Annotated in this window: 23 protein-coding genes and 1 tRNA gene; 20 read left to right on the top strand and 4 right to left on the bottom strand. The window is 36.3% G+C overall.

Features of this window, described 5'->3' with window-relative positions:
- Window positions 1-16 precede the first annotated feature (16 nt).
- Window positions 17-688, top strand: coding sequence for a transcriptional regulator YeiL (gene yeiL, locus I5818_RS19095; RefSeq protein ID WP_078109761.1), 672 nt, complete (start codon window positions 17-19; stop codon window positions 686-688).
- Window positions 689-748: 60 nt separating this feature from the next.
- Here the strand turns inward: yeiL and I5818_RS19090 are convergent, their stop codons facing one another.
- Complete coding sequence (locus I5818_RS19090) at window positions 749-913, bottom strand: hypothetical protein (protein WP_169846881.1); 165 nt, start codon at window positions 911-913, stop codon at window positions 749-751.
- A 206-nt stretch (window positions 914-1,119) separates the two neighbouring features.
- Between I5818_RS19090 and I5818_RS19085 the strand changes: the two genes are divergently transcribed.
- The 5 genes from I5818_RS19085 (at window position 1,120) to I5818_RS19065 (ending at window position 4,495) form a co-directional block, all read left to right on the top strand.
- On the top strand, window positions 1,120-2,061 hold the full coding sequence (locus tag I5818_RS19085; RefSeq protein WP_078109770.1) for an SDR family oxidoreductase: 942 nt from the start codon (window positions 1,120-1,122) through the stop codon (window positions 2,059-2,061).
- 112 nt (window positions 2,062-2,173) lie between these two features.
- On the top strand, window positions 2,174-2,365 hold the full coding sequence (locus I5818_RS19080) for a hypothetical protein (RefSeq protein WP_078109760.1): 192 nt from the start codon (window positions 2,174-2,176) through the stop codon (window positions 2,363-2,365).
- A 458-nt stretch (window positions 2,366-2,823) separates the two neighbouring features.
- Window positions 2,824-3,171, top strand: a complete 348-nt coding sequence (locus I5818_RS19075; RefSeq protein ID WP_209391945.1) for a PadR family transcriptional regulator — start codon at window positions 2,824-2,826, stop codon at window positions 3,169-3,171.
- Window positions 3,161-3,919 carry an HAAS domain-containing protein gene (locus I5818_RS19070; protein WP_078109758.1) on the top strand — a complete coding sequence of 253 codons (759 nt, stop codon included), beginning with the start codon at window positions 3,161-3,163 and terminating at the stop codon, window positions 3,917-3,919. The genes I5818_RS19075 and I5818_RS19070 overlap by 11 nt, the downstream gene beginning before the upstream one ends.
- A 282-nt stretch (window positions 3,920-4,201) precedes the next feature.
- A complete protein-coding gene (locus tag I5818_RS19065) occupies window positions 4,202-4,495 on the top strand; it encodes a hypothetical protein (protein WP_058003359.1) in 294 nt (97 codons plus the stop codon).
- A 97-nt stretch (window positions 4,496-4,592) separates the two neighbouring features.
- Here I5818_RS19065 and I5818_RS19060 read toward each other — a convergent pair whose 3' ends face one another.
- Entirely contained in the window at window positions 4,593-5,492 is a 900-nt protein-coding gene (locus tag I5818_RS19060) for a DUF4349 domain-containing protein (protein WP_078109757.1), read from the bottom strand.
- Window positions 5,493-5,651: 159 nt separating this feature from the next.
- On the opposite strand from I5818_RS19060, the gene I5818_RS19055 reads away from it, so the two are divergent.
- From I5818_RS19055 to I5818_RS19040, 4 genes are read left to right on the top strand one after another with little or no spacing between them, the layout of a single operon-like run.
- A complete protein-coding gene (locus I5818_RS19055) occupies window positions 5,652-6,455 on the top strand; it encodes an SGNH/GDSL hydrolase family protein (protein ID WP_078109756.1) in 804 nt (267 codons plus the stop codon).
- Window positions 6,452-7,366, top strand: coding sequence for an ABC transporter ATP-binding protein (locus I5818_RS19050; RefSeq protein ID WP_078109755.1), 915 nt, complete (start codon window positions 6,452-6,454; stop codon window positions 7,364-7,366). The genes I5818_RS19055 and I5818_RS19050 overlap by 4 nt, the downstream gene beginning before the upstream one ends.
- Window positions 7,359-8,339: an ABC transporter permease gene (locus I5818_RS19045; protein ID WP_078109754.1), complete on the top strand. Its 981-nt coding sequence runs from the start codon at window positions 7,359-7,361 to the stop codon at window positions 8,337-8,339. The genes I5818_RS19050 and I5818_RS19045 overlap by 8 nt, the downstream gene beginning before the upstream one ends.
- Before the next feature lie 36 nt (window positions 8,340-8,375).
- Entirely contained in the window at window positions 8,376-9,572 is a 1,197-nt protein-coding gene (locus I5818_RS19040) for a class I SAM-dependent rRNA methyltransferase (RefSeq protein ID WP_078109753.1), read from the top strand.
- 112 nt (window positions 9,573-9,684) lie between these two features.
- Here the strand turns inward: I5818_RS19040 and I5818_RS19035 are convergent, their stop codons facing one another.
- Entirely contained in the window at window positions 9,685-10,653 is a 969-nt protein-coding gene (locus I5818_RS19035; protein ID WP_078109752.1) for a helix-turn-helix transcriptional regulator, read from the bottom strand.
- A 114-nt stretch (window positions 10,654-10,767) separates the two neighbouring features.
- Between I5818_RS19035 and I5818_RS19030 the strand changes: the two genes are divergently transcribed.
- From I5818_RS19030 to queG, 8 genes are all read left to right on the top strand, one after another.
- Window positions 10,768-11,601 (top strand): SDR family oxidoreductase, encoded by an 834-nt coding sequence (locus tag I5818_RS19030; RefSeq protein ID WP_078109751.1) that lies wholly within the window; start codon window positions 10,768-10,770, stop codon window positions 11,599-11,601.
- A 295-nt stretch (window positions 11,602-11,896) separates the two neighbouring features.
- Window positions 11,897-12,664 (top strand): MerR family transcriptional regulator, encoded by a 768-nt coding sequence (locus I5818_RS19025; RefSeq protein WP_078109750.1) that lies wholly within the window; start codon window positions 11,897-11,899, stop codon window positions 12,662-12,664.
- 3 nt (window positions 12,665-12,667) lie between these two features.
- The gene (locus tag I5818_RS19020; protein ID WP_078109749.1) at window positions 12,668-13,753 is read left to right on the top strand and encodes a C45 family autoproteolytic acyltransferase/hydrolase; all 1,086 of its coding nucleotides are present in this window, start codon (window positions 12,668-12,670) and stop codon (window positions 13,751-13,753) included.
- A gap of 93 nt (window positions 13,754-13,846) precedes the next feature.
- Window positions 13,847-14,371, top strand: a complete 525-nt coding sequence (locus I5818_RS19015; protein WP_058003371.1) for a sigma-70 family RNA polymerase sigma factor — start codon at window positions 13,847-13,849, stop codon at window positions 14,369-14,371.
- Complete coding sequence (locus tag I5818_RS19010) at window positions 14,361-15,008, top strand: hypothetical protein (RefSeq protein WP_235849580.1); 648 nt, start codon at window positions 14,361-14,363, stop codon at window positions 15,006-15,008. Before I5818_RS19015 ends, I5818_RS19010 begins: the two co-directional genes overlap by 11 nt.
- A 932-nt stretch (window positions 15,009-15,940) precedes the next feature.
- On the top strand, window positions 15,941-16,678 hold the full coding sequence (locus tag I5818_RS19005) for a GTP cyclohydrolase II (RefSeq protein ID WP_058003373.1): 738 nt from the start codon (window positions 15,941-15,943) through the stop codon (window positions 16,676-16,678).
- Window positions 16,679-16,830: 152 nt separating this feature from the next.
- Window positions 16,831-16,904 (top strand) — tRNA-Gly (locus I5818_RS19000).
- A gap of 96 nt (window positions 16,905-17,000) precedes the next feature.
- Window positions 17,001-18,140 carry a tRNA epoxyqueuosine(34) reductase QueG gene (gene queG, locus I5818_RS18995; RefSeq protein WP_071976746.1) on the top strand — a complete coding sequence of 380 codons (1,140 nt, stop codon included), beginning with the start codon at window positions 17,001-17,003 and terminating at the stop codon, window positions 18,138-18,140.
- 102 nt (window positions 18,141-18,242) lie between these two features.
- On the opposite strand, the gene I5818_RS18990 is transcribed toward queG, so the two are convergent.
- Window positions 18,243-18,470, bottom strand: coding sequence for a hypothetical protein (locus I5818_RS18990; RefSeq protein ID WP_071976745.1), 228 nt, complete (start codon window positions 18,468-18,470; stop codon window positions 18,243-18,245).
- A gap of 173 nt (window positions 18,471-18,643) precedes the next feature.
- Here I5818_RS18990 and I5818_RS18985 point away from each other — a divergent pair, with 173 nt between their 5' ends.
- Both I5818_RS18985 and trmL read left to right on the top strand, forming a co-directional pair.
- Window positions 18,644-19,519: an amidase domain-containing protein gene (locus tag I5818_RS18985; RefSeq protein WP_078109748.1), complete on the top strand. Its 876-nt coding sequence runs from the start codon at window positions 18,644-18,646 to the stop codon at window positions 19,517-19,519.
- Window positions 19,520-19,579: 60 nt separating this feature from the next.
- Window positions 19,580-20,053: a tRNA (uridine(34)/cytosine(34)/5-carboxymethylaminomethyluridine(34)-2'-O)-methyltransferase TrmL gene (trmL, locus tag I5818_RS18980; protein ID WP_058003377.1), complete on the top strand. Its 474-nt coding sequence runs from the start codon at window positions 19,580-19,582 to the stop codon at window positions 20,051-20,053.
- The last annotated feature ends 239 nt before the right edge of the window (window positions 20,054-20,292 follow it).

The raw sequence follows: 20,292 nt of genomic DNA, 5'->3' as shown, positions 1-20,292 counted from the left end.
ATTTTAGAGGTGGATCATGGAAAATTATAAACAGGAAAAAAGAGAGCATTATATTGAAACCTATTCGATTGCCCATCTATTTTCTTTTCCCATTACTGAATATATACAAGTCCATGAATATCAGCGTGGTGAATGGATTATTAAAGAAGGAACGCGTCCTGATTATTTATTTTATGTCATTGAGGGAAAAGCAAAAATTTATGTAACCCATCAAAATGGCAAGACTTCCTTACTCAATTTTATCAATGTGCATGATTTTATTGGGGAAATGGAGCTTTTAAATGAGGTGTACTATTCAAAAGGGATTCAAACCTCTACGACGACTATTTGCTTTGCCATCCCTTTTCAAAGCTGTCGTGCAAAGCTGCTAGAGGATGTGACTTTTCTTCGCGAGCTTTCTATGTTTTTAAGTGCAAAGGCAACCCGAATCGCGGCAAAGTATTCGCATAGCCTCGCTTTTCCTTTAGAAAATCGGTTGGCAGATTTCATTTTGCAAACGGCAGATCATGATGTATATAAGGAAAAGCATGTGACTGTATGTGATTTTTTAGGCGTATCCTATCGCCATTTATTGTATGTTTTTGCCCAATTTTGTGAGAAAGGATTTTTAAAAAAGGAAGGAACGAGCTACCGGATAAAACGGCAGGATGAACTAAGTAGACTTGCTGAAATGCTAAAAAATGAGTAGAAATAGAATAAAAAATAGCCTAGGTCACATGAATAGGACATAGGCCAAAGCATAGAGGTATTATATAACCGAATAATATGGTTCATAGCGCGGTTTTGTATAATAAGGTGGTCTATTGCCAATCATCGGCAGTAACCATGAGTGATCCATATAGTGCATCGTGACTTTCTCATTCGAATGATTGATTAGAAGATCCTTTACTTGCATATGAAATTCAAATTGCAATGGTGTCGCCTCCTTTTTTTTATACGTATGATTTTTAGAATGGTTTTGAGCAAGTCTTTTATCGAGGTACTAGACATGCACATGTATATTAGCCTATTCATACTGTATCGAAGAAGAAATTCATGTAGGAGGTTGTCAATTTGAATCAAGAAGAAAAGCCAAATGAAGAGAGAAATCAGCAGGAAATTGACGGAAAACTAGCAGAAATGAGGGCATTACAGCAGTGGTTTAAAGAAAATCAAATTACTCACCCATACCCCTTGTATCCGAATTATGGGAAAATCACTCGCTATGAAGAGATCCCATTGAGTAATCCTGAACAACGTCAGCTTCGTCAGCCTGGTCGTGAGGATCTTATGGTGCCAAAACCAATTATTGAGAATACTAATTACAAAGGCAGCGGCAAATTGAAGGGGAAGGTTGCTCTAATCACTGGAGGAGATAGTGGAATTGGAGCGGCAGCAGCCATCGCCTTTGCAAAAGAAGGGGCAAATGTTGCTATTGCATACTTAGAAGAACATGAGGACGCGAATCGAACACGAGCAAGAATTGAACAATTAGGTCAGCAATGTTTACTTTTACCAGGGGATGTAAAGGAAAAAGCGCATTGTGTAGAAATTGTGGAGAAAACAGTTCAGACCTTTGGCGGGCTTGATATTCTTTGTAATAATGTTGGCATTCAATTCCAGCAAAATCACTTATTGGATATTACAGATGAACAGTTTGATGATACCTTTAAAGTAAATTTCTATTCCCACTTCTATACAACCAAAGCTGCTCTGCCACATCTTAAACCTGGAAGTTCCATTATTGGTACAACTTCTGTTGTCACTTATGCCGGGGAACCACTTTTAATCGATTATTCCGCGACAAAAGGAGCGATTGTTGGCTGGACACGATCCCTTGCGAAAAGTCTTGCAGATCAAGGAATACGGGTCAACGCGGTTGCACCGGGGAGAATTTGGACACCTCTAATTCCTGCAAGCTTCTCATCTGATATGAATGCTTTACACGGGAATAATCTTTTCAAACGGATCGGCCAGCCATTCGAATTAGCTCCAACCTATGTATATCTTGCCTCAGATGACTCACGTTTGGTGACAGGGCAAGTTCTGCATGTTGATGGTGGGGAATCAACTCATTCATAAATAGGATGTTAAAATTATTGGAATTTTGTTATAATTAATTGGAATAGAACTAAAGTAAAAGTCCTTTTGGAAGGGCTTATTTTTTTAACTAGAATGGGAGGAGGAATAAAATTTGGATTGGAAAAAATATGCTATTATTGTTCCGCCGGCTGTTCTTCTAACAATTATTTTAGCCTTTAGTTTACCTCTTCATTTGAAACCGTACACACTTGCTATCCCTTTGATCTCTTGGGGAGTTTATTACACTTGGATTTACATGGAGAAGCAGAGAAAAAGTGAGGATACGGGAGGTAGAATAAAATAGATACTAAAAAAATGAGAAGGACCATTTTAGTAATGAAAATGGTTTTTCTCATTTTTTATTAACTTCTCAGATGCAATATGTGCGAATTTAATTATCAATTTTAATGGCTATTTTTTTAACATCCGTGGATTTTACTTTCTGAGAAAGGTGAGTAGGAATCATGTTACTTAAAATTCTTGATTTCCTTTAGCCATTGCCATCGAAAATAAAAATGGATTCTCTTGGTTAAAGACACTAGGTGTTACAGCGAGTAAAAAGTCAATGCGGATGGTGGTATCAGACAGGTGGACCTCTTGTAATATGTAAAAACTCCATATTTTAAAAATATTATACCTTGCATTACAAGACTAATGAAGTTATACTAATTGTATATTATGTATTGCAAGGTATTGATCAATACCAATAACCCTTGTATTGCAAGGTATATGAAAGGGGTGAGAGATTTGTCTACAACCCAGATGTTAAAAGGAATCCTAGATGGATGTTTGCTTGCGATTATCAAGAATAAAGAAGTATACGGGTACGAATTGGCTGAAAAACTCGAAAGCTATGGTTTTCATTCATTTAGTGAGGGTACGATTTATCCTTTGTTAATGCGGATGCAAAAAGAGGAATTGATTACTTCAACTTTAAAAAAATCAACTGCAGGACCAAAAAGAAAATATTACTCGCTTACATCAAAGGGTGAAGCTGAATTAGAAAATTTCATAGAGCGCTGGAACTATTTACAAACCAATGTAAATAGAGTTCTACACTATGAATCAGAACCAAAACAATCAAAGGGAGATGAGAAAATTGAATCATGAATTAAAGCTTTCTGAAAAAAGTAGGACATTTTTGGAAAATTTACGCCTATACCTATTCTCAAGTGGGAAAAATTCAAATGAAATTGAAGAAATTGTAGAGGAATTGGAGGACCATTTATTCGAAGCAGAAAAAAGTGGAAAGCCCATTGAAAAAATCATTGGAAATTCTCCGAAAGAATATATGGAGATGGTTTCTAAAGAAATGGTTGTTGACTTGCGAGCATGGATCAAATACATTTGCTTAATCGTTTTTGGATCATTTTCTTTTACAATTTTCCCGGATTTATTGAAAGGGACGCTTTCCTATTCGGTCTTAGAATTGATAGGGCATATTGTGATTGCCGCAATATTTATTGCTTCTATTTTTACGGGATTTAAATATATTTCAACAACGAATCAATCTATCAAGAAACAAGGTTTGATAATAGCTGCTATTGTGATCCTACCCATTGTTTTATTTATTGGTTTGATTTACTTAAATAAAGCCGTAGATACTCCGATCATTCATTTTGGGAATACGGGAAGCATCATTATCGGCGTTATTACAGCACTATTTATCATCGCCATGTCTATTTGGGCAAAAACATTGATTCTAATCATTATTGTACCATTATTAACACTTCCTGATTACTTGCTAGGTTTAACACCATTGAAAAACGAAACACAACTAATGATAAGCCCATGGATTACTTTCGGTGGAATTGCTATTTATCTTTGGATATCGTATAAGCTAGAAAAAAACAAGTGAAGCATGTTTACTAATACGACATGCTTAGGAACTTCATTCCTTGCTTGTTTAACCAAATTCAAGTTAGCCATCAATGAAGAAATATCGGTACTCCTAAAACAGAAGATTGGATTGTGTATTCTATGTTCAGTAAAAAAACTAATGAAATTTTTGCAAACGAATTATAAATGTTTTGTGAACATCATACCTTTCCATTAATTAGGTATTTACAACAGCATTTTAGAGGTGTTATGTTATTGCTTGTCGACCGAAAGTAAAACTGAAATAAGGTGGGATTTTCTAATGGCACTCCTTGAAGAAATGAGTACGTTAACCACAACAAATACTGAATTCATTTGGAAGAAAAATAAAATAGTAATTGAGAATGGTTATTTAACTACAAGTGGTGTGATAAACAATATCCGTGTTCCATTGAACGCGATTGAGACCGTTGTATGGTCTATAAATCCTGCGAAGCCGACTCTTTCCCCTTGCTTGAAAATTATTGGTAAAGGGATTGTCCTTGCTGAAATTCAAATTGGAATTGATATTATCAATGATGTTCAAGATTGGATTTTAACAAAAAGTAACGGTTAAGGAAATGACATTCGTGTACTTCGCGAATAACAAGAGACTGTCTCAATTGAACGTGTTAAACACTTCGAGACAGTCTCTGATGGAAGCATGAGGTCATTTATTCATCCTTATGATTTATTTTCTTTTTTACTCGTCGCCATACAATATAACTAATGCCTCCTATAAGTGCTAAGATAGCAAGAATTGGAATATTCCCAATGATCAAGATAAATAAGCCTGAAAAGAAAGCAGCGATATAATTAATACTGTTCATAAATTGCTTTTTCGTTTGATCCCATGTATTTTTTTTATCATTATCAAATCCTGGAACGACGACTGTTTTCTCAAATAAATTGATGGTCACTGTAGATAAGCTTGTTTGATTTTCTAAATACTTCATTTGACCTTGAATCGTTTCGATTTCCTCTTGAACTTTAGCTAATTCATTTGAGATTTCCAATAATGTTTTGGTATCTTTCGCCTCATTCATAAATGTGGTCAATCGTTTTTCCACTAATTGCTTTGCTTTTAATCGTGATGTTAAATCTACATATTCCTCGGTTACATCCTGTCCAGAAATATTTTGATGCTCTGTTTTTACTCCGAGCTTTTTCACCTTATTTAAAAAGGAATGAAATTGTTCCTGAGGGATTCTAATGGTTAAAGAGCTATCTTTTCGTTCCTCGGTGTTTTGACTCATATTTTGTTCAACAATATACCCACCCAATTGTTTCACCATTTGCGTAATTTGTTCCTGTACCTGAGTGATTTTTTTTACTTCCATATCAAGAGTGGCATTATAAATGACCATCCGTGATTGTGAACTGGCAGTAGCTTGTTTATCTTCCTTCGTTTCTCCAACTTTGCCCTCCTCTGTAGAATGATTGAGGGCCATTTTTTCAGTGGCCTCATATTTTGCTGAGTCACTACTCTTGGATGATTCACTATTACTACTACATGCAGTTAAAAAAATCATTGCCAAGAAAAGTAGAACCATTCCCTTCCATAATCGTTTCATCTTATCACATCCTTATAAAATACAGATTCGTTACTCTATTTGACGTATATATGACAAATAAGTTACATATATGAAATCCCAAAAATTTGGAGTGATAAGTTTCATTTCAATCCCTGCTTTGCTATTCTGTTAATAATAAATATGGGAAGGAATGGATAAATGAACAAAAAACTCATTACTTTCATTTCAATCGTATCAGTTATTTCAGCGTTTATTTGTCTATTAGGAATTGGTTGGGTATTGCAGGATCAATGGTCTGAAGCGAAAAACATCGACACGGCCAATCAACTCCCAACGAAAAGCGTTCCGGAAGCAAAAAATAAACAGAATCTAAATATCACTGCATTAGGAGATTCCTTAACAAGGGGAACAGGGGATCCAGAAGGCAAAGGATATATTGGGTATATGATTGATGAATTGAAGGATAAAACAAAGCAAAAAATCCTTCTGACAAATAGTGCGATTAAGGGGCAAACTTCATCACAACTCCTGGACCAACTTGCGCAAACAGAAATCCAACGTCAAATTAAGAATGCAGATCTTATCCTATTGACCATAGGTGGAAATGACCTTTTTCAAGGGGGGGAGGCATTATTAGAATTAAGTGGCGAAATGGATGCGCAATCTGAAAAGCCCTATCTCGAAAATCTAAAACAAATCTATACTAAGCTACGTTCATTAAATAAACATGCGACGATTTTTCATATAGGTCTATATAATCCATTTATTGAGATGGAGGAATCAAAGCAAACATCTGAGTATGTCCGACAGTGGAATTTTGCTAGTGCGGAATTGGCGGCCAATTATCAAAAAATTGTGTATGTACCAACATTTGATCTCTTCGAATTGAATGTCAATGATTATTTATTTAGCGATAAATTTCATCCCAATGCAGCGGGCTATCAATTAATAGGTGAACGAGTTGCGAGCTTGATTAATTTTAGTGAGGGGAAATCAAAATGAAACAGGTTCCTGCCCTTCAAGTGAAGGATTTACGTAAAACGATAGGAAAGAAAACGATTATTAAAGGTTTAAGCTTTGATGTATGGCCCGGTGAGGTGTTTGGTTTCCTCGGTCCAAATGGAGCAGGTAAGACAACGACTATTCGTATGTTAGTCGGTTTAATTAAACCTACTTCCGGATCGATCTATATTTCGGGAAGGAATGTTCAATCAGATTTTAAGCATGCGATGAAAAACTTAGGCTGCATTGTTGAAAATCCTGAATTATATCCTTATTTATCTGGTTGGGAAAACCTCGAGTATTTTGCAAGAATGGACCCTTCGATTCCAATCGAACGTTTACATAAGGTAACAGAGATGGTGGGGTTAACCAATCGAATTCATGATAGGGTGAAAACCTATTCCCTTGGAATGCGCCAACGATTAGGGATTGCACAAGCTTTACTTGGAAACCCTAAATTATTAATTTTGGACGAGCCAACGAATGGTCTTGATCCAGCGGGGATAAGGGAGATGAGAGAATTCATTCGCTTTCTTGCCGAAGAAGAGGGACTAAGTGTTCTCGTATCCTCCCATTTATTGAGTGAAATTCAATTATTATGTGATCGGGTAGCGATTATTACAAGTGGAGAAATTATCCGAATTGATACAGTAGAAGCCCTGCTTTCGGAAAAGGAACGGGTCATTTGGAGGGTAGAACCACGTGAGAAAGCTAAAATGCTACTAGAGAAAGAGACAACCGTGAAGGAAGGAAGCGAGGATCAATTAGTTACTCCTTTGAACGAAGAGAAAATTGCTGATTGGAATCGAAAGCTGGTCGAAGCAGGAGTTCGTGTAATGGAAATGAAAACAGTTCTTCCAGCTTTGGAGGATCTATTCCTAGAATTGACGGGAGGAAATTCGATTGATTAATTTAATTTTCAATGAGCAATTAAAGCTTTTTCGTAAAAAACGTCTCTTTGTGATTATTTTAATTGTTGCGTGTCTCGTCCCGATTTTTACCTATGCACAATATAAGGATGTAAAAACGACACAAAAAAAGATGGGGACCAGCGATTGGCGGGTTCAACTGCAACAAGAAATCGTGGATATCCAAAATCGTCTTACTTCAAGTAGACTGCCAGAGGATTATGAGAAGTATTTTAAAATTAGACTGGCTCAGCAACAATATTATCTGGATCACAATATAAATCCCAATGCACCAGGGGCACCATCCTTTATGCGTGTTTTTGTAGATAATGCGATTGGTCTTCTGCTTCCTTTATTAGTTATGGTAATCGCTGCTGATTTAGTTTCTTCTGAAGCAAGTGGGGGAACGATTAAATTACTGCTGACCCGGCCAGTGAAACGATGGCAAATCTTATTGAGTAAATATATTGCGTTAATTTATTCTATTTCCTTTATCATTCTTTGTGTGGCAATCCTTACCTATCTTATGTCAGGAGTTGTCTTTGGCTATAGTGGCTGGAACATGCCGATGTTAACAGGATTTTCTACAAACGGTGCGGAATTGATGACCGCGAATGTCCATACAATCCCGCAATGGAAATATATCATTATGGAATTTGGTTTAGCATGGTTTGTCAGTATTGTTGTTGGTAGCTTAACCTTTATGCTATCAGTCCTTTTACGGAGCACAGCGGCTGTAATGGGGATTATGTTATCTGCACTTATTGCCGGGGCAATCTTAGTTAATATGGTTTCATCATGGGAAAGTGCGAAATATTTATTTATGGTTAATCTTCAATTAACGAATTATGTAAATGGCTCAAGTCCACCTATCGAGGGGATGACATTAGGATTTTCCATGGTTGTTTTATTAGTATGGTTGATCCTATCATTAATTACTTCATTTGTTGTTTTTACGAAAAGAGATGTATATTAGTATAGTGAAAAAACATAATGTAGATTGGATGAAAAAATGAAAAAAGAACTGACTATTAAAGTGAAATCGAAATTTGTGAATAAATACAAAAGTGGCTATCCCTTAATTATGAAGGATGCCTTAATCAATCAAAATGGATTGGATGAAGAGGGAACGATCATTAAGCTTGTGGACGAAAAGAACAGGTTTATTGCCAAAGGGTATTATGGTAGACAAAATAAAGGGTATGGTTGGATTCTGAGTCAAAAAGAAAGTGCCCAGTTTGATCAGCGTTTTTTCGAAAGCAAGTTAAAAATGGCCATTCAGAGAAGAGAGGCGTATTATAGCAGTTCCGACACAACCGCTTTCCGAGTATTTAATGGGGAAGGGGATGGCATAGGCGGAATAACGATTGAGAATTTTGATGGGTATTATTTAATCAATTGGTATAGCAAAGGGATCTACCAATTTCGTGAAGAAATCATCCAATCACTAACAAACCTAGTTGACTATAAAGGAATTTATCAAAAGAAAAGATTCGATACGAAGGGAAAATATATTGAAGAGGATGATTTTGTAACTGGTGAACGAGGACAATTTCCAATTCTCGTTAAGGAAAATGGTGTTCAATTTGCCATCTATTTAAATGAGAGTGCCATGGTCGGTGTCTTTTTGGATCAAAGAGAGGTAAGGAAAACCATTCGAGATAAGTATGCTAAAGGGAAAAAAGTATTAAATACCTTCTCCTATACAGGTGCTTTTTCAGTCTTTGCTGCATTAGGTGGAGCAACAAAGACGACAAGTGTTGACTTAGCCAATCGCAGCTTAAATAAAACCATCGAACAATTTAGTATTAATGAAATTGATTATGAGGCACAAGATATCATTGTAGAAGATGTCTTTAACTATTTTAAATACGCCGTAAGAAAGCAGCTTTCTTTTGATATGGTCATCCTTGATCCACCAAGCTTTGCTCGATCAAAAAAATATGTGTTCAGTGCGGAAAAAGATTATAAGAACCTGTTAAAAGAGGCGATTGCGATCACAGAAGATCATGGAATTATTGTTGCTTCTACTAATTGCAGCACCTTTGGAATGGGCAAATTTAAAGGATTTATCGACACAGCCTTTAAAGAATCTGGAAAGAAATATAAATTGATGGAGGAATTCTCCCTTCCTGATGATTTCCGAACAATCAAAGAATTCCCAGAAGGCGATTACCTTAAAGTGGTATTTATTAAAAAGCTTCCTTAATTAGGCCTAAAGAATAAAGGCGGTTTATGAAGTGGGAAATCACTTGATAGACCGCCTTTTATGATTTTGGTTATTTTTCTCCTTCTATTTATTTTCTCCTAAATTTTCAACATCATTTCTCCTGTCGATAAAACGAAACCGTAGCTTCGGCCATCCTAAGAATCTGATGATGCAGTTCATTAGGTTCAATCACTTTCATTTGATCGGCGAATCCTAATATATATCCTTTAGCATCCTCTTCAGTATGGAAAGAAAGCTCGACAGGGATCCATCCCTTTTTATTTTTATTGTTCATCTTTATAAGTTGAACGAACCGGTCTGAAAATTGTAGCCTTGGTAGGATCGCTGGTGTAACTTCTACCACTACAGTATATGTTGGTAAGTTTTCAACAAAAGCCTTTGTTGAGGTTTTCCAGTAATGGGCAAGATCAAAATCCGTTGGTCTTTTAAATTTTTCGTTAATAGGCATCGCAGCTTTTATACGTGAAACCCTATAGTTTCGAATTTCATGATTTTCTTTAGCGGCTATAAAGTACCAGCGACTTCCCTTGGCAACAAGCCCTAAAGGATGGACAATTCGTTCGTTTGTAATTCCGTCGGCACGTTCATATTCCATCAACAATTTATTTTCTTCCCATATCGCTTTTTTCAGGACTTCGAAGGTCACCATTTTTTCCTTCCGTTCTCGCCATGTACTTGTATCAATATGAATGCGGTTCCATATGTCCTGAGCATTTTTTCGATAACTTTCTGGAAGAGAGGCTAGAAGTTTATTTCTCGCTTCCTCTGAAGTGCGATGTAAACCAAGATCTTCGAGAAATTGATACGAAGGAGAAAGAAATAATGCCCGAATTTCTGCTTCCTTTAGCCCTGTTAAATTTGTTCGATAGCCCTCTAGTAATGACCATCCACCATTTTTTCCACGTTCTGCAAAGACCGGTATTCCTGTACTGCTTAAGGCTTCCATATCGCGATAGATGGTTCGCTCGGAAACCTCTAATTTCTCAGATAGTTCTTTAGCTGTCATTTGCCCATGCGTTTGTAACAGCAAAAGAATGGATATTAAGCGATCTCCTCTCATCCCAACTCACCTTTTTTTTAGATTTATTATGTTTTATTTAAGGAAATATGACAAAGGTTGTCAAGAATGAACCTTTATAATGAGGATATCTAAGATAAGAAAGGAATGGGAAATATGAATAATTTAAAAGGTAAAGTTGCACTTGTAACGGGTGGCAGTAGAGGAGCTGGACGAGGGATTGCGATTGAATTAGGAAAGGCTGGAGCAACAGTGTATGTGACAGGGCGTAGTACGCAAGGAAATTCCACAAATGCATGGCCAGGAACCATTGATGACACCGTTTCAGAAATAGAGGCCCATGGGGGAACAGGAATCGCGATTCGCTGTGATCATACAAATGATACGGAAACTGAATCAGTCATCAATCAAATACGCAAGGAACAAGGGAAATTAGATATTCTGATTAATAATGTATGGGGGGCACATGATCTTGGGGTAGATGCGAAGCCTTTTTGGGAACTACCGTTGAAACATTGGGATACGATGTTTACTGCTGGTGTGCGCGCACAGTTAGCCACTAATCATTATGCCATTCCATTGCTCCGTGAAAATCGACAAGCCCTTATCGTCCACACTACATTTTGGGACGATCATAAATATACTGGACAGTTTTATTACGATTTAGCTAAGAATTCATTAGTTCGCATGGCTTATGGACTGTCAATTGAATTAAAACAAGACAATATTGCTGTTCTTGCAGTCTCACCTGGATTCATGAGAACAGAGCTTGTGTTACAGCATCATCATGTAGCTGAGGAAAATTGGCAGGAATCTGAGGAATTAAAGGATTCAGAAACCCCTCATTATATTGGCCGTGCAATTACTCATTTAGCTAGTGATGCCAATGTAATAGAAAAGAGCGGAAAAGCATATAGAGTGGGAGATTTAGCGAAGGAATATAATTTTACAGATATCGACGGTCGTTTTATACCGCCATTTAAATTATAGAAGGTACTCGTTTTATTTAAACATAAAGGGAATCGCTTTAAATTGGGCGTTTCCCTTATTTATTTTGTTCATTGTTTTTTGTTTAAAACAATGACACCAATAATTGAAAGGATGAAAAGGATCGTAAGGAAAGAGATTGTTAGATAGAATTTGGGTGTATTTTTAAATAAGTGAGAAACTCACTTCTTACATAATTTTACCATAAATAAACATTCAATCATTGTGATTATTGTGAAAAATTATCTTGACCTTCAAGTTACTTTAACGTTTATCTTAAAGAAAGGGAGGATTAATTATGGAAGGATTAATGACAATACAAGCTTTCTCTGAAAGGACAGGAATCTCTAAAAGTGCTTTACGGTACTATGAAACGCAGCATTTATTATCACCTAAAAGAAAACTTGAAAATGGATATCGCTATTATTCGGAAGACCAGATTGAAATGGTCAAGTTTATTTCTAGCTTAAGGCTAGTTGGAATTTCTATAAAGGAAATTCAGCTTTATATTAGTGGGAATGAGGAGAATCGCCAACAAATGATGACGAGGTGGATTCAGTCATTAAAGAAAAAGCAGGAATTACTAAACGTCAGTCTACGCTATTTAGAAGGCCAACATGAAAATGAAGTTGTTTATTTAATAGAAAGAAAGGAAGAAATCATTGTTTGGTTTGGTGCAGAATCAGAGGTTGGTCAGTTTGGCACACATTTTCGAGAACGAGGCAAAGAACTATTAGAGAGAAATATCCGTTTCAAAAGCAGCTATCTTCGTTATTTATCAGGAATGAATTCAATTAATGCAGAAATTGGCTTTGGTCTACCAAAATCGATCAGTCTATCCGCTTTGCCTGAAGGTGCACAAATTGAACACATGCCACCCTGTCTTTGTATTGCTCAAAGCTTTAACTCTCCGATTTCACAAATTAAAGAGGGGTATAGAAATTTAATCAGATTTGCAGTTGACCATAACTGGGTACCAACAGGTCCCGTTTTAGAATGGTATCGAGGTGAAGAGTTAAACGATCTTGATTTAATTATGCCAGTTACAAAATTTAAAGGAGGATAAAGCATGAATGATCCAAAGGAGTTAGTCGTTAAAGTTGTAGAGCTAACGGGGAGTAACTATCAAATAGGGGGCTTACAGGCGGAGCAATTGAGGCAGGAATCAAACTGGAATGGACCATATCAAAACATGGAGAAAAATCCGGACTTCAATTGTTTCCAGGCAAGGGAAAAGTTAAATAAAGTACATCCAAACATACTTGAAGAAATATACGGATTGGCCGATGGGCTGGGTATCGATAGAAATACAGCAATAGAATGGTATAGTGGCTATAATGTCATATTTCCTGAGATGGGGTGTACTACATTAGTATCTGATTCCTTTTACGTCCGTAATTATGATTTTAGTGATCAATTGTACGATGCGCGGCTTGTCCTTATGAATCCTATTAAAGGGTATGCAAGTATAGGCTTTAGTCAACAAATCATTGGCCGATTAGACGGTATGAATGAAAAAGGGCTTGTGATAGGCTTGCATTTTGTTAATCAAATGTATAAAGAAGAAGGATTTATCGCTACAACCATCGTTCGAATGGTATTAGACCAATGCGCAACAACTGATGAAGCGATTCAATTAATCAAAGATATTCCGCATGGATATTGTTACAACTATTCGATTACAGATAAACAGGGGAAAGGTGCAATTGTTGAGGCTTCACCACAGAAACAAATAGTGAAGTTTGCTACCCCTCTGGTTTGTACGAATCATTTTGAGTCAGAAGCATTAAAGGGAAAAAATAGGGAGACCATCCAAGGTTCTCTTCATCGAAAAGATTACCTACTAAAATTAATTAAACAGAGGTTAACGCCTTTATCAGCCTACCATTCTTTTAACGGTAACCATTCAAAATTATTTTTCCATCATTATAAAGAATATTTTGGAACACTGCATACCGTTGTGTATTTACCAAACAAATTAGAGGTAATCTTAGGAATTGGGTACGATTCCGATCCACTGACAATCTCTTTAAAGGATTGGTTGGCCGGAAAAACAGTGGTTCCTAAAGCAATAAAAGGGAATATTTATACTAATCGTGTTATTTTAGTTTACAGTAAGATTTTCTTCGTGAAGGACGAAGCTTATAAATGTTAGAACAATCTCGGTTAAAAAGAGTAGGAAGATTCCGAAACCATTTCGATCCTTAATCGTCTAATTGAAAAGAGATAAAAATGAGGTGGGGAAATTTTGATTGAGGAAATAAATGAGGAGTCCGATTTTTTGACCTCTTTAATGTTGATGTATGGAGAGGAGATAAAGAGATTAGTTTATTCTTATTTAAAGGATTGGGCGCTAACGGAGGATGTAACGCAAGATGTATTTGTCACCATCTATTTAAAGCTGGATTCCTTTCAAGGAAACTCGGATATAAAGACATGGATATATCGAATTGCGATTAATAAATGTAAGGATATGCTTAAATCTTGGAAGTATAAAAAACTCTTTTTAACGACTCAATTTTTCTCATTAATTGAAACAAAAACTCCTGAATTTTATTTGATCAATGGTCAGCAAAAGGATAAGGTTGTTCAAGCCATCTTTGATTTGCCGATCAAATATCGTGAAGTAATCATTTTATACTATTATAAGGAATTAAAAATAAATGAAATTAGTAGCTTACTTGGCCTCTCTCCCTCAGGTGTAAAAACTAGATTATTAAGGGCAAAGAAAACATTAGAAAAGGACTTAGGAGGGCTGTGGGATGAGAAGTGAAGAATTAAAAGAGCAAATTGACAAATATATTAGTATTGAATCAGTCTTTACTGAAAAAGATCGGGCTCAAGTGTATCAAAAAATACAAAGGAATAATAAGCCAAACAAAAAGATTAGGTTACTGCCCGCTTTTACGATTTTACTGCTTATTAGTTTCGGCGCAATTAGTTTCTCTTTAATGAATCATGAGTCTCCACGCGTGACGATGGAAGAAAAGAAAAAAACTCCTGTTATTAAAGAGGAATTTACTCTATCCAATGAAGAAAATAATGCTTATCAATTGTTTCTTAAGGATTTGAATGAGGTTCATTTAAAAGATTTGAGTCCGATTAGTATTGCAAAGCTATATGTAAAAGCTGAAATTGACCAACAATATGACGCCGTCTATGCATTATATACAGACCGTAAAGAACATATCCAGTGGACAAAGGAAGAAGACCGTGCCATACCTGAAGAAGATCGCGGTACGAAGGAAACTCTTATAAAAAAATTTAAAAACATTGGAACAGGAACATTTATACAAACGAGTGATGATCAAGGATATATCTCCTTCCAAGGCCCAGATGGTGAACTTGGCTTTCAAATGATTAAAGATGACGATGGAATCTGGAATGTTGCTTTTCAGCCTATACAATAACAAATGAAGGATTAATAACGGACAGTGAGTCCGTTATTTTAATGAAGAATCGGTATATTCCTCCTTAAGGGTAACAACCGGTTTCTTAGGTTCCCGTGCCCAGGCAATATCCACCTACAGGGCAACCAATCGCTCTCTTTAGTTACCGCCCCCAGGCAAAATTCCCCTCCAGGGTAATGAATCGTTCACTTTAGTTCCCGAACTTAGGCAAACTCCCCCTCCAGGGTAATTAATCAGTCACTTTAGTTCCCGTGCCCAGGCAAAATTCCCCTCCAGGGTAATTAATCAGTCACTTTAGTTCCCGTGCCTAGGCAAATTTCGCCTCCAGGGTAATAAATCGGTCACTTTAGTTCCCGAACCCACGTAAAATTCCCCCGCACGGTAACCAACCGCTCTCATTAGTTCCCGCCCAGACAAATTTCACCTTGCCGGTAATCAACCGCTGCATGAAAATGGTTAAATCCTTTCTAATTGTCGAACCTCTTTACTAAGTAAAGGAGCAAATCCCATCAACATTACCCAAGCACCAGCAACATAAAAAAATTATCGAAATGGAATGTGATCCTCTAAGTAACCACCAATAATTATGGTTACTGTATCATAAAGGATGATATACTTGTTAACTAAGGAGTCCATCCGTTCCCGAAAATCTGATTTAACCAGGGTGATCAACAGAGAACCGAAGACATTGATTGGAAAATCAAAAAATGATTTGAATGCTAAATATAATAAAGGAAAATAGTAAATGATGACCAATAAATAGAGGATCATGCAGCCAGCCAAGAAATGTTTTACAAGACATACAAATTAAAAGCAAAGATTATACTTATTAATATTCAACCATTGGAAATCTTATTTTCTTGACCCATCAGTAAACTTAGTATAAACTTGCTTTACATTATAATGATTCTAATTTAAAAGAGGAGAAAGCAATGATTTCATCAGAAGTTAAACATCTTCTTATCGATAAAATGAAACTAATTTCACTTTCAGATAAAAATATTTGCTTAGTTGGACCGATTAATCTTCCTGTTCAGCTGGAAGAGCAGGTTGTCCATTTTAAGTGGTATACATGGCTCGCTGTAGAAGAACATGTATCAAAGGATGAAATTTTAGATTCCTTACCTAATTTGGATTTAGCATCCTTGCAACAATGTTCAGTTCTTGTTTACGGTGATATCCAAGATGCTGAAAAAGCGTTAGTGCGCATGCACAGTATTTGCCATACGGGTGATATATTCGGTAGTAAACGCTGTGACTGCGGGTATCAATTACGAACATCCATGCAAATGATTGTTGAAAATGGCAGTGGGGCATTATTCTATCTTGCGAATCATGAAGGAAGAGGGATTGGATTATTCTCTAAATCCTTTGCTTACTTATTGCAGCAAGAAGGTTATGATACGGTTGAGGCAAATCTTGCACTTGGATTTACAGATGATAGCCGTTCATATGATGAGGCGATTTCAGTATTACAATCCCTTCGTTCCAAACCAGTGACCTTAATTACTAATAATCCTAAGAAACTTGCTGCACTAAAGGAATCTGGACTTTTAGCTGATGAACATATCCCACTATGGGGAGATAAATCGGAATACAATGAGTTTTATCTAGAAACAAAGGTTAATAAATCAGGGCATATACCTGAAAAGGAACCGATCGGAAGATAAGTGGTTTTAAAGGGAGGGGGGAAACTACCCTTCCTTTAAGTCTAATGTAAAATATGTACTTTCAATAATTTTTTTATAAAAGCCCTTGAAAAATGTTGTAGAAATTTGTATAATAAAAAAGTCGATTAGAGATTTAAAATATATTTCATATTGCGGGTGTAGTTTAGTGGTAAAACTACAGCCTTCCAAGCTGTTGTCGTGGGTTCGATTCCCATCACCCGCTCCATACATAATATTTTGAATAACGCAGTGTTTCGTTTTCCAAGAAGAACGGGGTATTGCGTTTTTTTATTTGTTTACTACAAAGGAAGGAGGAGCGTACATGAATATCTCTCAGCTGAAGCAAGAAATTATTTCATATAGTAAGGTGATCGGGATTGATAAAATAGGTTTTACCACTGCAGACACCTTTACTGAAATGAAAAATCGATTAATTCGACAACAGGAGCTCGGGTATCAATCGGGATTTGAAGAAAAAGATATTGAAAAACGTGTAAATCCTTCCTTGATTTTTGATCAACCAAAATCAATTATTGCGATTGCTCTTGCTTATCCTTCAAAGATGTCTGAGTCACCACAAGGGAAAAAAGGGGACAGACGTGGCATTTTTTGTCGAGCGTCTTGGGGCGTCGATTATCATACCATTTTACGAGAAAAGTTGAAGCAATTAGAGGAATTTATTTTGGAAAAGGTACCAGAGGCCAGATTTAAATCAATGGTTGATACGGGTGAGTTAGTTGATCGTGCAGTAGCACAAAGAGCAGGGATCGGCTGGAGTGGGAAAAATTGCTCCATTATTACTCCGGAGTTTGGTTCCTATGTGTACTTGGGAGAAATGATCACTAATCTACCATTTGAGCCAGATGAACCGATGGAAGATCAGTGCGGATCCTGTAATAAATGTATTGATGTCTGCCCAACGGGTGCTTTAGTCCAAGGAGGACAACTGAATGCACAGCGCTGCATCGCATTTTTAACACAAACGAAGGGATTTCTTGAAGAAGAATTTCGCGATAAATTAGGTAATCGTATCTATGGATGTGATACCTGTCAGACAATATGTCCTAAAAATAAAGGAATGGATTTTCATTTTCATGAAGAGATGGAACCTGATCCTGAGTTAGCCAAACCAAGATTAACCCCATTATTAACGATTAGTAATCGTGAGTTTAAGGATAATTTTGGGGAAATGTCTGGCTCATGGAGAGGGAAAAAGCCAATTCAGAGAAATGCCATTATTGCATTAGCCCATTTTAAAGAACAATCCTCGGTTCCAGAACTTATTCAGGTACTAAATGAGGATCCTCGTCCTGTTATACGTGGCACAGCCGCATGGGCATTGGGGAAAATTGGTGGAGAAGATGCTTCGATGGCATTAGAGCATTCAAATGAAAAAGAAACAGACCCGGATGTTTTGAATGAAATTGAAAAAGCAATACGCAAAACAAAAGGCGAAGTATAACAATAAATATAAAAACGCTTGGAAAGGTGTTACTCCTAAAAATAATTTTAAAGGGGCAGTACCAAACTCCAAGCGTTTTTTTTGTTAAACAATATCAGACGCTTATCCTCGCTTTTTTAAAAAACTAAAAAACAACAAAAGAAACATGATCACAAGCGCAGTATAAAATGATACGGAGCGATACCAAACATTCTTGAAATCCACCCAAAAGTTCGTTCCACCTTGATCTGGCGGTGAAGTAGAATAAGATGCTACTTCTAAAAAGAAAATTCCAAGGGAAAACAAGAATATTGGAAGAAGTAAAATCCATACCATTAATTTGAATTTCATAAAAAGCCCCCTTTTAAGTGGGAATTTTTTAAAACTAACATTATATTTCAATTTATTTTCTATTTTTATCATGTTACTTCAAGAAAATGGAATTATATAGTATAACTATACTTTGCTTTTTTTGTTTTGAAAAGGCTCCTCTTTCATATGTATTAATTAGAGGAGGGAAGCAAATGAAAGATCAAATCAAAGCGCACGTAAAATGGCAGGTTGAGGCCTATGTGAAAAGTAAAAAGGACCATGAAAATGAAAATATAATAAAAAAGATCGAATCGTTTCAAAATAGGAATGCAGAAATTGTAAAGGTTATGGCAAATACAACGATAACGGATAGAAAACAGGAAGATGATCACACGTATGTCCATTATGATGTTCACATGCAATATTTAATTAAACAGAAAGACAAGATGTATATGGAGGAGAAGTTGGAACATCACCTGGCCTCTTTTTATAAGGATAAACTATATGAAAGCCGAGAGATAAATCAGGAAGACATCATTTTGAACCAGCGACAAATAGAAGCTGAATTAGAGGAAAATGATGATATGCCAAGGATTTCCTACCGATATGATCGTTTGAAAGCCGTTCAATATGCCGAAAAATGGTGGAATTCATATAATCCTGCATACAAAAAATTTGAAGTGGACTGTACGAATTATATTTCTCAATGTCTTCATGCAGGAGGCGCACCGATGCGTGGATATCCGAATAAAAGCAAAGGCTGGTGGATGAGGAGTAATAATTGGAGCTATAGCTGGAGCGTTGCTAATTCCTTACGAATCTATCTAGCTTCTTCGACAGCTGGTTTACAGGCAAGAGAAGTCGGATCTCCACATGAATTAATGCTTGGGGACGTCATTTGTTACGATTTCCAAGGAGATGGCCGTTTTGATCATAATACCATTGTTACCGGGAAAGACGCTTTAGGCATGCCTCTTGTAAATGCACATACTTCGAATAGTCGGATGCGCTACTGGGCATATGAGGATTCCACAGCGTACACACCAAATATTCAATATAAATTTTTTACCATTGTAGATAATCCTTAATCAAAAGGAACTTATGCTATAATGGATAAGGTTATAGTTCAATAATGAGGTGAAACAATCGTGGCAATACATGTCGTACTTTATCAACCAGAAATCCCAGCAAATACAGGGAATATTGCGCGAACATGCGCAGCAACGGATACGAAACTACATTTAATCAAACCTCTTGGTTTTTCAACAGATGATAAAATGCTTAAACGTGCCGGTCTTGATTACTGGCATCATGTAAATATTACTTATTATGACTCATTGGATGAGTTTTTTAGTAAAAATGAAAATGGGGAATTCTTCTACATTGAAACCTTTGGCGAGAAACCACATTCTGCTTTTGATTATAGTGATGTGAATAAAGAATATTATTTTATGTTCGGTAAGGAAACGACGGGTTTGCCAAAGGATTTGCTAGTTAATAATAAGGATCATTTTTTACGAATTCCAATGAATGATAATGTTCGTTCATTAAATCTATCGAATACTGCTGCCATCTTAGTGTATGAGGCATTAAGACAACAAGGCTATCCTCATTTAAAATAATAAAAAAATCTTCCAAACAGGAAGATTTTTTTATTTGGCTTCAATTATTTATTTGTTCCTGGCTTATCATCATATCCAGCAGTAAAAATAGCTGCTAAAAATGCAATTGAAACAGCTATAATAACCCAAGTTCCCATAGTTATGTAAGCCTCCTTCAAAATTATTGCAGTACTAATTTTTATTATAGCCCAATTTATATTTTATGTGAACATCCCTCCTTTGTTTTTCATGAACAACTA

It is taken from the genome of Heyndrickxia oleronia (assembly GCF_017809215.1).
Lineage (GTDB): Bacteria > Bacillota > Bacilli > Bacillales > Bacillaceae_C > Heyndrickxia > Heyndrickxia oleronia.
Note: the sequence above shows the minus strand (reverse complement) of the source record. Positions and strands in the feature narration are given on the sequence as shown.